This is a genomic window from Micromonospora sp. DT231 (genome assembly GCF_049847025.1).
GTDB lineage: Bacteria > Actinomycetota > Actinomycetes > Mycobacteriales > Micromonosporaceae > Micromonospora.
This window is the reverse complement of record NZ_JBNCNO010000001.1, coordinates 1,029,259-1,042,524: the sequence shown is the minus strand read 5'-3', so window position 1 is coordinate 1,042,524 and position 13,266 is coordinate 1,029,259. Positions and strand designations below refer to the sequence as shown.

13 protein-coding genes are annotated in these 13,266 nt (G+C 71.7%); 10 read left to right on the top strand and 3 right to left on the bottom strand.

The window, feature by feature from the left end:
* Window positions 1-104: 104 nt before the first annotated feature.
* Window positions 105-1,103: a cytochrome d ubiquinol oxidase subunit II gene (cydB, locus tag ACPXBU_RS04760; protein WP_425756663.1), complete on the bottom strand. Its 999-nt coding sequence runs from the start codon at window positions 1,101-1,103 to the stop codon at window positions 105-107.
* 14 nt (window positions 1,104-1,117) lie between these two features.
* Complete coding sequence (locus ACPXBU_RS04755; protein WP_393374735.1) at window positions 1,118-2,530, bottom strand: cytochrome ubiquinol oxidase subunit I; 1,413 nt, start codon at window positions 2,528-2,530, stop codon at window positions 1,118-1,120.
* A 151-nt stretch (window positions 2,531-2,681) separates the two neighbouring features.
* On the opposite strand from ACPXBU_RS04755, the gene ACPXBU_RS04750 reads away from it, so the two are divergent.
* The 6 genes from ACPXBU_RS04750 to ACPXBU_RS04725 all read left to right on the top strand — a co-directional run bounded on the left by ACPXBU_RS04750 (window position 2,682) and on the right by ACPXBU_RS04725 (window position 8,581).
* Entirely contained in the window at window positions 2,682-3,455 is a 774-nt protein-coding gene (locus tag ACPXBU_RS04750) for a lysophospholipid acyltransferase family protein (RefSeq protein WP_393374733.1), read from the top strand.
* A 154-nt stretch (window positions 3,456-3,609) separates the two neighbouring features.
* Window positions 3,610-4,452 (top strand): SDR family NAD(P)-dependent oxidoreductase, encoded by an 843-nt coding sequence (locus tag ACPXBU_RS04745; RefSeq protein WP_425756661.1) that lies wholly within the window; start codon window positions 3,610-3,612, stop codon window positions 4,450-4,452.
* 49 nt (window positions 4,453-4,501) lie between these two features.
* Window positions 4,502-5,077 (top strand): hypothetical protein, encoded by a 576-nt coding sequence (locus ACPXBU_RS04740; RefSeq protein WP_425756659.1) that lies wholly within the window; start codon window positions 4,502-4,504, stop codon window positions 5,075-5,077.
* 111 nt (window positions 5,078-5,188) lie between these two features.
* Window positions 5,189-6,586, top strand: a complete 1,398-nt coding sequence (locus tag ACPXBU_RS04735) for a sensor domain-containing protein (RefSeq protein WP_425756657.1) — start codon at window positions 5,189-5,191, stop codon at window positions 6,584-6,586.
* Window positions 6,587-6,588: 2 nt separating this feature from the next.
* Window positions 6,589-7,233: a response regulator transcription factor gene (locus ACPXBU_RS04730; RefSeq protein WP_425756713.1), complete on the top strand. Its 645-nt coding sequence runs from the start codon at window positions 6,589-6,591 to the stop codon at window positions 7,231-7,233.
* Window positions 7,234-7,378: 145 nt separating this feature from the next.
* Complete coding sequence (locus ACPXBU_RS04725) at window positions 7,379-8,581, top strand: serine hydrolase domain-containing protein (protein WP_425756655.1); 1,203 nt, start codon at window positions 7,379-7,381, stop codon at window positions 8,579-8,581.
* A gap of 143 nt (window positions 8,582-8,724) precedes the next feature.
* Here ACPXBU_RS04725 and ACPXBU_RS04720 read toward each other — a convergent pair whose 3' ends face one another.
* Window positions 8,725-9,621, bottom strand: a complete 897-nt coding sequence (locus ACPXBU_RS04720) for an alpha/beta hydrolase (protein ID WP_393374719.1) — start codon at window positions 9,619-9,621, stop codon at window positions 8,725-8,727.
* 176 nt (window positions 9,622-9,797) lie between these two features.
* Between ACPXBU_RS04720 and ACPXBU_RS04715 the strand changes: the two genes are divergently transcribed.
* From ACPXBU_RS04715 to ACPXBU_RS04700, 4 genes are all read left to right on the top strand, one after another.
* Window positions 9,798-10,154: a MarR family winged helix-turn-helix transcriptional regulator gene (locus ACPXBU_RS04715; RefSeq protein ID WP_425756653.1), complete on the top strand. Its 357-nt coding sequence runs from the start codon at window positions 9,798-9,800 to the stop codon at window positions 10,152-10,154.
* 78 nt (window positions 10,155-10,232) lie between these two features.
* Complete coding sequence (locus tag ACPXBU_RS04710) at window positions 10,233-11,000, top strand: glycerophosphodiester phosphodiesterase (protein ID WP_393374714.1); 768 nt, start codon at window positions 10,233-10,235, stop codon at window positions 10,998-11,000.
* A 19-nt stretch (window positions 11,001-11,019) separates the two neighbouring features.
* Window positions 11,020-12,414, top strand: a complete 1,395-nt coding sequence (locus ACPXBU_RS04705; protein ID WP_425756650.1) for an MFS transporter — start codon at window positions 11,020-11,022, stop codon at window positions 12,412-12,414.
* Between the two features lie 56 nt (window positions 12,415-12,470).
* Window positions 12,471-13,187: a thymidine kinase gene (locus ACPXBU_RS04700; RefSeq protein ID WP_393374710.1), complete on the top strand. Its 717-nt coding sequence runs from the start codon at window positions 12,471-12,473 to the stop codon at window positions 13,185-13,187.
* The last annotated feature ends 79 nt before the right edge of the window (window positions 13,188-13,266 follow it).

Here is a 13,266-nt window from a genome sequence, read left to right as displayed (position 1 = left end):
CATCGCCCGACAGCTCTACCGCACCATCACCACCCACCACCGCACCTCTTGACAACCCCCACTCACAGATCGGCGCGATTCCGCTCGCCCGGTCGGGGTGGGGGTCAGTGCTGCGGGATGTTGGCCACGCCGATGCGCTTGCGGAACACCCAGTAGGTCCACCCCTGGTACGCCAGCACGACCGGCGTGAAGATCACCGCCACCCAGGTCATGATCTTCAGGGTGTACGGGGTGGAGGCGGCGTTGGTGGCCGTGAGCGTGCCGGCCGCGTCCAGGGTGGACGGCAGCACGTTCGGAAACAGCGCCGCGAACAGGGTCGCCACGGCCAGGCCGATCGCCACGGCCGTGCCGGTGAACGCCCACCCCTCCCGGCGTACCCGGGCGGCGGCCAGCGCGCCGAGCAGGGCGAGGGCCGCGCCGACGGCGAGCACGACGGCCGCCGCGCTGGAGCGGATGCTCAGCGTCCAGGTCAGGAAGGCGACCGCGAGCACGGCGGCGCCGACGCCCACGCGTACCGCGAGCGTTCCCGCGCGCTCGCGGATGTCGCCGGTGGTCTTCAGGGCGAGGAACACCGCGCCGTGGGTGAGGAACAGCGCGAGGGTGGTCGCGCCACCGAGCAGGGCGTACGGGTTGAGCAGGTCCACGAGACCACCGACGTACTCGTGGTCGGCGTCCAGCGGCACACCGCGCAGGATGTTGGCGAAGGCGACGCCCCACAGGATCGCCGGCAGCAGCGAGCCGACCACGATCGCGGTGTCCCAGCGGCGTTTCCAGGACGCCTCGGGGCGCTTGTGCCGGTATTCGAAGGCCACCCCCCGGGCGATCAGGGCCAGCAGGATCAGCAGCAGCGGCAGGTAGAAGCCGGAGAACAGGGTGGCGTACCACTCGGGGAACGCGGCGAACATGGCACCGCCGGCGGTGATCAGCCAGACCTCGTTGCCGTCCCAGACCGGGCCGATGGTGTTGATCAGGACGCGGCGCTCGCGGTCGTCGCGGCCCAGGACGGGCAGCAGCATGCCGACGCCGAAGTCGAAGCCCTCCAGGATGAAGTACCCGGTGAACAGCACGGCGACGAGGAGAAACCAGATGGTGGTCAGGTCCACGATGGGCTCCGGGATCAGTAGGCGAAGGCGAGCGGGCGCTCGGCGTCGTCGGTGTCGTCGGTGGGGGGTTGTTCGGTGACGTCGGGTACGCCGGCCTTGGCGTAGCGCAGCAGCAGCTTCACCTCGATCACGGCGAGGGTGGCGTAGATGAGGGTGAAGGCGGTGAACGAGGTGAGCACCTCGGTCAGGGAGACGCTGCGCGACACCCCGTTGCGGGTGAGCATCTCGCCGAAGACGATCCACGGCTGGCGACCCATCTCGGTGAAGATCCAGCCGAAGGAGTTGGCCAGCAGTGGCAGCACCGGCATGGCCAGGCCGGCGCGCAGCAGCCACCTGCTGCTGGGGGTGCGGCCCTTGCGCTGGCTCCACAGGACCAGCAGGGCGATCGCGCCGGCGGCCAACCCGAAGGTGATCATGAAGCGGAAGCTCCAGTAGGTGACCGGGATGATCGGGGTGTAGCTGCCCGCGCCGTACTGGGTGGCGTACTGGGCCTGCAGGTCGTCGATGCCGCGTACGGTGCCGTGCGGGTCGCCGGTGCCCAGGAACGACAGCAGGTACGGGATCTTGAGGGCGAACACCTCGCGGCTGCCGTCGAGGCTGCCGATGGTGAGCACGGAGAACGAGGCGGGGCTCTCGGTGGTGTAGAGGCCCTCGGCGGCGGCCATCTTCATCGGCTGCACGTCCGTCATGATCTTGCCTTGGATGTCGCCGGTGAACAGCACGGCGGCGGAGGCGACCAGGACCACCCAGGAGCCGAACTTCGTGGCGAAGCGGTACGCGTCGGTGTCGGCCGAGTCGCGGTTGCGGATCACGTGCCACAGGCCGACCGCGACGATCAGCGACCCGGCGACCAGGAACGAGCCGGCCAGGGTGTGCGGGAAGGTGATCAGGGCGACCTTGTTGGTCAGCACCGCCGGGAAGTCGGTCAGCTCGGCGCGCCCGCTGTCCGGGTTGATCCGGTAGCCGACCGGGTTCTGCATGAACGAGTTCGCGGCGAGGATGAAGTACGCGGACAGGTTCGTGCCGATCGCGGCGGCCCAGATGCTGGCCAGGTGGGCTCGCTTGGGCAGCCGGTCCCAGCCGAAGATCCACAGGCCGATGAACGTGGATTCGAGGAAGAACGCGACGAGCGCCTCGATGGCCAGGGGCGCGCCGAAGATGTCGCCGACGAAGCGGGAGTAGTCGCTCCAGTTCATGCCGAACTGGAACTCCTGCACGATGCCGGTGACCACGCCCATGGCGAAGTTGATCAGGAAGAGTTTGCCGTAGAACTTGGTGAGTTTCAGGTAGCGCTCGTTGCCGGTGCGGTGCCACATCGTCTGCAGGATGGCTACCAGCACGGACAGGCCGATGGTCAGCGGTACGAAGAGGAAGTGGTAGACGGTGGTGACACCGAACTGCCAGCGGGCAACGTCCAACGCGTCCACCTGAAACCCCCATCCATCCGTACTACGAGACGTAGTAAATACTACTGCTCGTCGTAGAGGCTCGGCTGACCCGGACCCGCCCGGGGTCCATGACCCTGATCACCCGACCCGCCCTCGTGACCCCACCGGGGCGTGCGACGATGTCGCGCTGATGGACACGACGCACTCGACCTGGCAACCCCCGCTGATCTGGCGCACGGCCCAACTGCTGGCCCGCGCCCTCGTCGGCCTGCTGGCCCGCCTCGAGGTCACCGGCGACGTCGAGGCCCACCTGCGTCGCGGCCCGCTGGTGCTGGCCGCCAACCACATCAGCCCGTTCGACCCGCTGGTGCTGGCCGCCGCCTGCCAGACCCGCGGCATCGCACCCCGGATCATGGCGACCGCCGGACTGTTCCGCGCCCCGGTGCTCGGCGCGGCCATGCGTCACGCCGGGCACATCCGCGTCGACCGGGGCACCAGCGCCGTGCACCGCGCCCTCGACGACGCCACCACCGCCGTCGCCCGCGGGTCGGTGATCCTCATCTACCCCGAGGGACGCATCGGCCTGGACCCCGGCATGTGGCCCGAACGCGGCAAGACCGGCGCCGCCCGCCTCGCCCTGGCCTGCGGCGCCCCGGTCGTGCCGGTGGCCCAGTGGGGCTCCCACGAGGTGCTGCCCTACCGGGCGCCCCGGGGCATGCTGCGCGGCATCGCCCGTGCGCTGTGGCGCCGCCCGGTGCTCCGGGTGCACTTCGGCGCACCCGTCGACCTGGGCGAGAGCACCGCCGACAGCCCCGGCGCCGCCCGCCGGGCCACCAGCCGGATCATCGACGCGCTCACCGACAGCCTCGCCCCGCTGCGCCCGGACGAACCGGACCTGCCCCGCCACGTCGACCCCGGTCGTCCCGCCGACACCAGCCGCGTGCACCGCCGCCGCTCAGCCTGACAGCGACTCCGAGATCAACTCGGCTTCCTGGAAGCCGCAGCCGCGGACACGGCGCTTTTCAGGAAACCGAGTCGATCACCGTCCGTGCCCTTACCCTGTTGCGGCGGGTCCAGGAGCGAGTCCGCCCGCAGCGCCCGCAACGAAAGGCCGACACATGAGCGAGCAGACGGTGCTGATCACCGGAACGTCCACCGGCATCGGGTTGGAGATCGCGCTGGGCTGCGCGCGGGCCGGCTGGCGGACCGTCGCCACCATGCGCGACGTGGCCCGCGCCGACCGGCTCCGCGAGGCCGCCAGCGCCGCCGGGGTCGCCGACCTGATCGACGTGCGACGGCTCGACGTCACCGACGCGGACGCGGTCGACGGCTGCGTCGGGGACGTGATCGGCGCGTACGGCCGGCTCGACGCGGTGGTCAACAACGCCGGCGCCGGGCATGTGGGCACCCTGGAACAGGACACCGTCGACGACGTCCGGGCCGTCATGGAGGTCAACTTCTTCGGCGTCCTGAACGTCAGCCGCGCCGCCCTGCCCCACCTGCGGGCCAGCCGGGGCCGGCTGGTCACCGTCTCCAGCGTCGGCGGGATCGTCGGGCAGCCGTTCAACGAGGCGTACTGCGCCGCGAAGTTCGCCGTCGAGGGATACCTGGAAGCCCTCGCCCCGCTCGCCGCGACCACCGGCGTACGGGTGACCCTCGTCGAGCCGGGTGCGGTGGCCAGCGAGTTCGTCGCCAACATCGGCATCGACGCCGACACCGCCAGCGCCGACGCGGGGGTGTACGGGCCAGCGCTGCGCGCGTACCTGGCCCGCACCGGGCAGGCGTTCGCCGCCGCGCAGTCCCCCGCCGACGCCGCGGCGGTGGTGGTCGCCACGCTGACCGACCCGACACCGCCGGTACGGGTGCAGACCTCCGACGGCGCCCGGCAGTTCGTCGGAGTCAAGCTCGCCGACCTCGACGGCGCCGCGGTGGCGCGGATGACCGGCGGCTGGCTGGCCTGAGCCCCTGGGTCGGTACGACGCCGGCTCAGGCGACTGGAACAGTGATCATGTGCCGTACCGTCGTCTCGTCCTGGTCGCAGTGACACTCCTCGTCGTCTGCGGGGTCGGCTACGCCGGGCTACGCGGCGCGTACCACGACGCCAAGGACCAGCGGGACCTCGCCGACCTGACCAGGGCATCGCCGTGGCCCCGGGAACACCTGCTGATCCCCGACGACGTCACCCGGCCCGGCACCGTCGGCTGGGTCGATCGCGGCGGCCTCGACATCGCCTACGCACTGCGGACCGCCGACGGCCGGTCGGTGCCCGTGCTCTGGCGGCTGCGCGTGCCGCAACCGGCGACCGGGCTGCCCGAGGGCGTCGACTGCGCCGTGCCGCGGCTGCGCACCTGCACCGACCTGGGCGACGGGCGCACGCTTGTCGTGACCCACGACACCGACAACAGCGACCCGTCGATCGCGCTGTACCGCGCCGACGGCGCCACCGTGCGGGCCATCGAGGTGCAGGGGCCGGACCCGGTCGGGGTCGACGACCTGAGCGCCGCGCTCACCCGGGTGCACGCCCCCAGCGACGCCGAGTTGCTGGGTCTGCTGCGCCGCGACGGCTACCAGACCGACTGGAGCTAGTGCGGCCTGGGGGAAATCCCCCAGGCGAAGACGGCCGTCAGCCGGCTCCCGCCCGGACACCTGCGCGCCTACCGTGATCCCCCGTAGCCACCGACGACGCAAGGAGATCCGGTGACCGAGGCCCGGAACCGCACCCGGCGATCCGGACCGATGCGCGGCGTGCCGTGGCGGGGCGCCCGCGCGGCGGTCGTGGCTCCGTTCACCAAGCGTGCGGGCCGAGAGCTGGCGTTCTGCCTCGCCGGGCTGCCCTTCGTCGTGGTCAACCCGGTGGCACTCTTCGTTGGCGCGGTGGACCTGAGCTGGTGGGTCAGCACCGGCGGGCGGAGCAACCCCGCCCCGACCGACGTGGTCATCGCCGTCGCCGGCGTGGGACTGCTGCTCGTGCTGCTGGTGTCGACGACGGCGGCCCGGAGGCTCGGCGCACTGCACCGCACGCTCGCGACCCGGCTGCTCGGGGTCCGGGTCGCGGCGCCACCGCCGATGCGTGCCGGTCGGGCCTGGCCCGGGCCGCGCGACAGGGCCGGTTGGCGGGTCGTCGGCTATCTGCTGGCCAAGCTGCCGGCCAGCCTGATCGAGCTGTACGCCGTGTTCTTCTGGATCGGCGGCGTGGTCAACCTGTGCTACCCGCTGCTGTGGGGGGCGTTCCGGAACCACCCGCCGGGGGTCCGGCTGGACCCGGTGCCGGTGTTCACGCCGTTCGGGTTGTTCGGCGACGGCACGTTCCGCGTCGCGACCCTCGGCGGCACGTTCGCCGCCACCGCCGCCGGAGCGGCGATGCTGCTGGCCGCGCCGTGGGTGACAAGAGCCGTCACGTCGGCCGACGCCTGGCTGATCCGGGGCCTGCTCGGGCCGGGGCGGCTGGCACAGCGGGTCCACGAGCTGGAGCTGAGCCGGGCATCGGCGGTGGACGACTCTGCCGCCCTGCTGCGCCGGCTGGAACGCGACCTGCACGACGGAGCGCAGATCCGGCTGGCCACGCTGGCCATGAACCTCGGCATGGCCCGCCGCAAGCTCGGCGACGGCGGCGAGGTCGCGGACGCCGACGCCGTCCGGGAGCTGGTCGACGCCGCCCTACGCGGCGCCAAGGACGCGCTCGGCGACCTGCGCAGCCTGACCCGCGGGATCCACCCGCCGGTACTCGACAACGGGCTGGCCGACGCCCTCGCCTCGCTGGCCGCCGACAGTGTGATCCCGGTCGGGCTGGAGATCGGCATCCCGGTCCGGCCCACCCCCGCGATCGAGACCATCGCGTACTTCTGCGCCACCGAACTGCTGGCCAACGCCGCCAAACACAGCTTCGCGACCACGATCGCCGTCCGGGTGGCCGGCAGGCGGGATGTGCTGCGGCTCAGCGTCGCCGACGACGGCACCGGCGGCGCCGACCCGACCCGGGGCACCGGCCTGTCCGGGCTGGCGCAACGGGTCGCCGTGGTCGACGGCACGCTGAGCATCGCGAGCCCGCCCGGTGGCCCGACGACGATCACCGTCGAGCTTCCGCTGCGCGCATGAGCGTGCGCGTGGTGATCGCCGAGGACGCCGCCCTGTTCCGGGCGGGGCTCGCCCGCCTGATCGAGGATCACGGCCACCAGGTGTGCGCCGCCGTGGGCGACGGCGAGACGCTGCTGACCGAGGTGACCGCGCATCAGCCCGACGTCGTGGTGGCCGACATCCGGATGCCGCCGACGCACACCGACGAAGGGCTGCGCGCCGCACTCGAGATCCGCCGCCAGCACCCCCGCACGGGAGTGCTGGTGCTGTCGCAGTACATCGAGACCAGGTACACGGCCCGGTTACTGGCAGGCAACGCGGCGGGCGTCGGATACCTGCTGAAGGAACGGGTGGCCGACGTCACGGAGTTCGACGACGCGCTGCGGCGGGTCGCCACCGGCGGCACGGCGCTCGACCCGGAGGTCGTCGGTCAACTGCTGCGCGTCAGCCGCCACGCCGACGGGGTGGCGGCGTTGACCCCGCGCGAGCGCCACGTCCTCGCGCTGATGGCGGAGGGGCGCTCGAACGCCGGCGTCGCCGACGCGCTCACGGTGACCGGCGGAACCGTGGAGAAGCACGTCGCGAGCATCTTCGACAAGCTGGGGCTACCTCCGGACGAGGCCGACAACCGCCGTGTCCTCGCGGTCCTGCGCTACCTGTGTCCGTAGGTCCGCGCCGGCCCCGCTGTCCGCCGGGGTGCTGGGTGCTGGGGGTAAACCCCCACGTCGAATCTGGGGTTTTCCGGTTGGTGGGGATATCGGCGCTCTTCGTAGCGTTTTGGGGACAAACGTTGTCCCCGAAGGGAGCCCTCGTATGAGCGTGGTTTTCGCAGGTCGGACGGCGGCGCGCTGGCGCGACGTCGTGGCGGCCGCGACCGTGGCGGCAGTGCTGGCCACCACGGTCGCCCCGGCCGCCGGGTCAGCCGCGCCGCCCACCCCGGACCACCGGTCCACGGTCACGGTGCTCCAGGAGGGCCTGGACGAATTGCACGGCCTGGGCGTGTCCGGGACGCAGGGCCTGGTCCGCGACGCGGACCGGGTGACCGTGGCGCGCAGCGGAGTGGCCGACCTGGACACCGGCGCGCCGATGCCTGTCGACGGGTACTTCCGGATCGGCAGCACCACGAAGACGTTCGTGTCGGTGGTCGTGCTCCAACTCGTCGGCGAGGGCCGGATCCGACTGGACGACCCGATCGAACGCTGGCTGCCCGGCGTCGTCGCCGGCACCGGCAACGACGGCCGGTACGTCAGCGTTCGTCAGCTCCTGCAGCACACCAGCGGCCTCTACGACCCCACCGGCGACCTCGCCGCCCTGCGATCGGCCGACGAGTTCCTGGCGCACCGCTTCGATCACTACACCGAGGCGCAGCAGGTGGCGACCGCGATGCGGCACGCGCCGCTGTTCGCCGCCGGCACCGGGTGGAGCTACTCGAACACCAACTACCTGCTGGCCGGGATGCTCGTCGAACGCGTCACCGGACACCGGTGGGACACCGAGGTACGCTCCCGGATCCTGCTGCCGCTGCGCCTGACCCACACGTTCTACCCGGGTGACCAGCCGACCCTGCCCCTGCCGCACGCCAACGGGTACCGGCAGTTCGCGCCCGGCGGGCCGATGGTCGACACGACCGTGTTCAATCCGACGGTGACGGCCTCGGCGGGTGGCCTGGTCAGCACCCCCACCGACCTGGCCCGCTTCTGGCAGGCGGTCGGCCGCGGTCAGCTCCTGCGGCCCGCGCAGCAGACCGAACTGCACCGCACCGTGCTGGCCGACGGGTTCCAGGGCATCCGGGCGGGCATCCGGTACGGGCTGGGGATCATGTGGATACCCAACCGGTGCGGCGGCTCCTGGGCGCACGTCGGTTCCATGCCCGGGATGAGCACCCTCGCCGCGGTCAGCCCGGACGGGCGCCGCTCGACGGTCCTGTACCTGGCCACCGAGCTGGCCGACCCGGGTCCGGCGGTGGCGGTCATCCAGCGGCAGATGACCCTGCTGGACGACCTGATCTGCGGCTGACGCCGGGTGCGGCCGCCGTACGCGCGCTCGTGTGGGCGACGTGGTGCGGCGGCCGCCACCGCCCCGGTGCGCCGGGACAGGCGACCGGCTCGACCAGCGGCGTGCGCGCACCGCACGGGGGAACGAGCCTTCGTGCGGTGCGCTCAGGGGGTCTGTAGTCGCTGCGTGATGAACAGGGCGGCGCGGGCCAGGGCGTGGTCGGCCTCGTCGAGCTGGCCGATGAAGGACTGGAAGACGTGCGGAACGCCGGCGGTGATGTCGAGGATGACGTCGACCTCGGCGTCGCGGGCGCGTTTCGCCAGCCGGACCGAGTCGTCGAGCAGTAGTTCCTTCGTGCCGACCTGCAGCAGGATCGGCGGGAAGCCGGTCAGGTCGGCGAGCACGGCGGGCGCGGCGAGCTCCTGGTTCGGGTCCTGGCCGCCGAGGTACAACCCCGCCATGTGGGCCATGCCCTGCTGCGTGAAGAACGGGTCGACGCCCTCCTTGGTGCGCATCGACTCGCCCGTGCGGGTGTGGTCCAGGCCGGGCGAGAACGCGATCAGCGCGCCCGGCAGAGGCAGCCCGGCGTTTCGGGCGGCGAGGGTGGTGGTCACCGTGAGGCCACCACCGGCGGAATCGCCCGCGAACGCGATCGACTCGGCGGCGACGCCGCTGTCGAGCAGGGACCGATACGCCGTGAGGCAGTCCTCGATCGCCGCCGGGAAGGGGTTCTCCGGGGCCAGCCGGTAGTCGAGGGAGAAGGCCCGCATGCCGGTCCGCGTGACCAGACTCGCGGTCAGGCCCATCGCGGTCCGCGGAGATCCGAGCGCGAACGAGCCGCCGTGGAAGTACAGGATGGTGCCCGGGTGGGTCGGGCCCTCCGGTTCGACAAGCACTGCCGGACGGCCGCCCAGGGTCAGCTCCGAGGTTCGCACCGGAGGAACCGGGAACGACGCCATGAGCGCGTCGAAGCTCTCCCGCATCGTCTCGACCGGCTCGGGCGCGAAGCCCTTGGGCCCGCCCAGCATGGCGCCGATGGCCGCGCGTTGTTCCCTGCTCATGTCCGAGGCCTCCCACAGGCGATAAATTAGCTGCCGTGGAAGCTAATATACCTGCCGCGGCATCTTTTTCTGGTGCCGGGTCCGTCACACTGGCTCAGGTCTTCAGCGACCTTGTTCGCTGTGAGACGCGGCTCTACAACGCCGTGAACGAGACGTTGCGCCGCAAGCACGGCATCGTGGCTTCGCAGTTCGAGTTCCTGAGCTACCTACGCGACCATCCTGGTTCGCGGGTCGCCGACCTCGCCGAGTTTTTCGCGATCGGGGTCGGGGCGACCAGCAAGGGCGTGGGCCGGCTCGAAGCCCGGGCCTGGGTTCGGCGCGTGCCGAACCCGGCCGACGGCCGGTCACTGCTTCTGGAGTTGACCCCGCAGGGCACGGAACTCGTCGGCGCCGCCGAAGGCACCTTCCAGGAACACCTGGCCACGCACCTCGGTCGGTCGATCGCCCCGGCCCAGATCGCGGAACTCGGTCACACGCTGGCACGGCTGCGCGCCACCCTGGAACACGGCGGTGTCGGCACGCCTGTCGGCTGACGAGCCTGGTCCGCGCGAGCGGGCGACAGACGCCGGCCGGCCACCCGCCGGTCACCAACCGGGGGCATACTGCCTCGCGTGTTGACCCGATTCGACTACCTCGACGCGCCCGCGCCGCTGGCGTTCGCCCACCGTGGCGGCGCCGCCGAGGGAGACGAGAACACCACCGAGGCGTTCGCCCGCGCCATCGGGCTCGGCTACCGGTACGTGGAGACCGACGTGCACGCCACCGCCGACGGCGTGGCGGTGATCTTCCACGACCCGACGTTGCGCCGGGTCACCGGTGAGGCGGGGCGCATCGCCGAGCTGAGCTGGGCCGACCTCGCCTCGGTACGCGTCGGCGGCGCTGCCGTCGTACCCCGGCTCGACGAGGTGCTGGGCGCCTGGCCGCAGGTCCGCTTCAACATCGACGTGAAGGCCGACGGCGGCGTCGCGCCGACGGTCGCGACGGTGACCCGGGTCGGCGCCGGCGACCGGGTGCTGCTCGCGTCGTTCAGCGACGCCCGCCTGACCCGGCTGCGCGCGCTCACGCAGGGACGGGTCGCCACCAGCCTGGGCATGCGTGGGGTGGCCCGGCTGCGGCTGGCCTCCCTGCACGGGCGGGCACTGCGGTTGCCCCCGTCGGTGGTCGCCGCGCAGGTGCCGCCGCGCTACGGGCGGGTGCCGGTGGTGGACCGCCGGTTCCTCGACTACTGCCACCGGCTCGGCCTTCAGGTGCACGTCTGGACGATCGACCAACCCGACCAGATGCACGACTTACTGGATCTCGGTGTGGATGGCATCATGACCGATCACGTCGGCGTGCTGCGCGACGTCTACCGCAGCCGCGGCCACTGGGCCGCCTGATCCGTCGAAGGACCCCCGGATGGCCGAGACCGTGACCCCCACGGTGGATGACACCCCGCCCCCGGCGAGCACCCGCCGCGAGCGCAGGGGCTGGTACATCTACGACTGGGCCAACTCCGCGTTCCAGACCACTGTCATCACCGTGTTCCTGGGCCCGTTCCTCACCACCGTCACCAAGCTGGCCGCCGGCTGCGAGCTGGGCGCGAAAACCTGCGACGGGTTCGTCTACCCGCTAGGCATCCGGGTGGCCCCCGGGTCCTACTACCCGTACCTGATCTCGCTGTCGGTGATCCTCACCGTGTTCGTGCTGCCGGTCATCGGCGCGATCGCCGACCGGTCGACGCACAAGAAGCGGCTGCTCGGCGGGGCCGCGTTCACCGGCGCCGGCGCGACGATCCTGATGGCCTTCGTCACCGGCGACCGCTACCTGCTCGGTGGGGCGTTGTTCCTGATCGCGAACATCTCCTTCGGCGCGGCGGTCGTGGTGTACCACTCGTTCCTGCCGCAGCTCGGCGGCCCCGACGAACGCGACGGCATCTCCAGCCGCGGCTGGGCGATCGGTTATCTCGGTGGTGGTCTGCTGCTGGCGCTCAACCTCGTCGCGCTCACCCTGCTCGACGAGGGCGACAACCCGCAACGCACCCTGGACCTGGCCCGCTGGTCGATCGTGTCCGCCGGGGTGTGGTGGGCGCTGTTCACGCTGGTGCCGCTGCGCTGGATGCGCGAGCACCCCAGTGCCGCGGCGCTGGCCGGTGGCGGCGGCAACGTGGTCACCGAGGGGTTCCGGCAGATCGCCCGGACCATGCGGGAGATCAAGGCGTACCCGTTGACGTTGTTCTTCCTGCTCGCCTTCCTGGTCTACAACGACGGCATCCAGACCGTCATCACCCTGGCCAGCCAGTACGGCACCGAGGAGCTGCGCCTGGAGCAGAGCACCCTGGTCATCACGATCCTGCTGGTGCAGTTCCTCGCCTTCGGCGGGGCGCTGAGCCTCGGCGCGTTGGCCAGGCGCATCGGCGCGTGGAAGACCGTGCTGCTCAGCCTGGTGCTCTGGACCGGTGTGATCATCGCCGCGTTCCGGCTGCCCGCCGAGGCGCCGGTGCCGTTCATGATCCTCGGCGCGGGCATCGGCGTGGTCCTCGGCGGCAGCCAGGCGCTGAGCCGGTCGCTGTTCAGCCAGCTCATCCCGGTCGGCAAGGAAGGCGAGTACTACGGCTTCTACGAGATCAGCGACAAGGGCACCAGCTGGCTCGGCCCGCTCGCCTTCGGCCTGGTGTTCCAGCTCACCTCCTCCTACCGGGTGGGCCTGGTCTCACTGCTGATCTTCTTCGTGGTCGGCTTCGCGCTGCTGGCCGCCGTGCCGATCCGCCGTGCCATCGTCGCCGCCGGCAACACCCCGCCCCGGGTGCTCTGAGCACGCGTCCCGCGCGCGACAGATCAGCCTCGGCCGATCGGCTAGGCTGCCCGACCGTGACAGACGACGCCGCCACCGCTCCGACCTGCCTGGCCCACCCGTTCCCCGGGCAGCCGCACGCACCGGCCGGGTGCGCGGCCGCGCGCGGGCTGGACGGGCGTCCGGTGCACGCCGCGGCGTTGAAGTTCTTCTGGGGGCCGATGGACTGCGGCAAGTCGACGATGGCGTTGCAGATGAACTACAACCACGCCCGGCAGGGCCGCCGCGGGCTGGTCACCACCCGCATCGACAGGTCGCTGGGCCCGCAGGTCACCACCCGCATCGGCCTGGCCCACGAGGCCATCGAGATCACCGACGACCTGGACCTGCGGGCCCTGGTCCGCGGCCGGTGGGCCGACGGGGTACGCGTGGACTACCTGATCTGCGACGAGGCGTGCTTCTACACCGTCGAGCACGTCGAGCAGATGGCCGAGTTGGTCGACAGCTACGACGTCGACGTGTTCGCGTTCGGCCTGGCCACCGACTTCCGGTCCTGCCTGTTCCCCGCCGCGCAACGCCTCTTCGAGTTGGCCGACGAGGTGGCCCGCATCCAGGTCGAGGTGCTCTGCTGGTGCGGGCGGGAGGGGCTGCTCAACGCCCGCGTCGTCGACGGGCGGGTGGTCCGCGAGGGCGCGCAGGTCGTCATCGGCGACACCGTCGACACCGCCGAGGTGCGCTACCAGGTGCTCTGCCGCCGGCACTACCGCAGCGGCGACCTCGGCCCCCGCGACTGAGACACCGGCAGACCCACGCTAACCATCCGGCGGCCCGCCCACGCTGGCGTTGTCCGAGAACCGACGCAGTGCCACGGGT

Excerpts from the sequence above, each read along its gene's own strand:
- ACPXBU_RS04750 (WP_393374733.1), top strand. The coding sequence starts at position 2,682 with ATGGACACGACGCACTCGACCTGGCAACCCCCGCTGATCTGGCGCACG.
- ACPXBU_RS04720 (WP_393374719.1), bottom strand. The coding sequence starts at position 9,621 with ATGAGCAGGGAACAACGCGCGGCCATCGGCGCCATGCTGGGCGGGCCC.
- ACPXBU_RS04725 (WP_425756655.1), top strand. The coding sequence starts at position 7,379 with ATGAGCGTGGTTTTCGCAGGTCGGACGGCGGCGCGCTGGCGCGACGTC.
- ACPXBU_RS04705 (WP_425756650.1), top strand. The coding sequence starts at position 11,020 with ATGGCCGAGACCGTGACCCCCACGGTGGATGACACCCCGCCCCCGGCG.
- ACPXBU_RS04745 (WP_425756661.1), top strand. The coding sequence starts at position 3,610 with ATGAGCGAGCAGACGGTGCTGATCACCGGAACGTCCACCGGCATCGGG.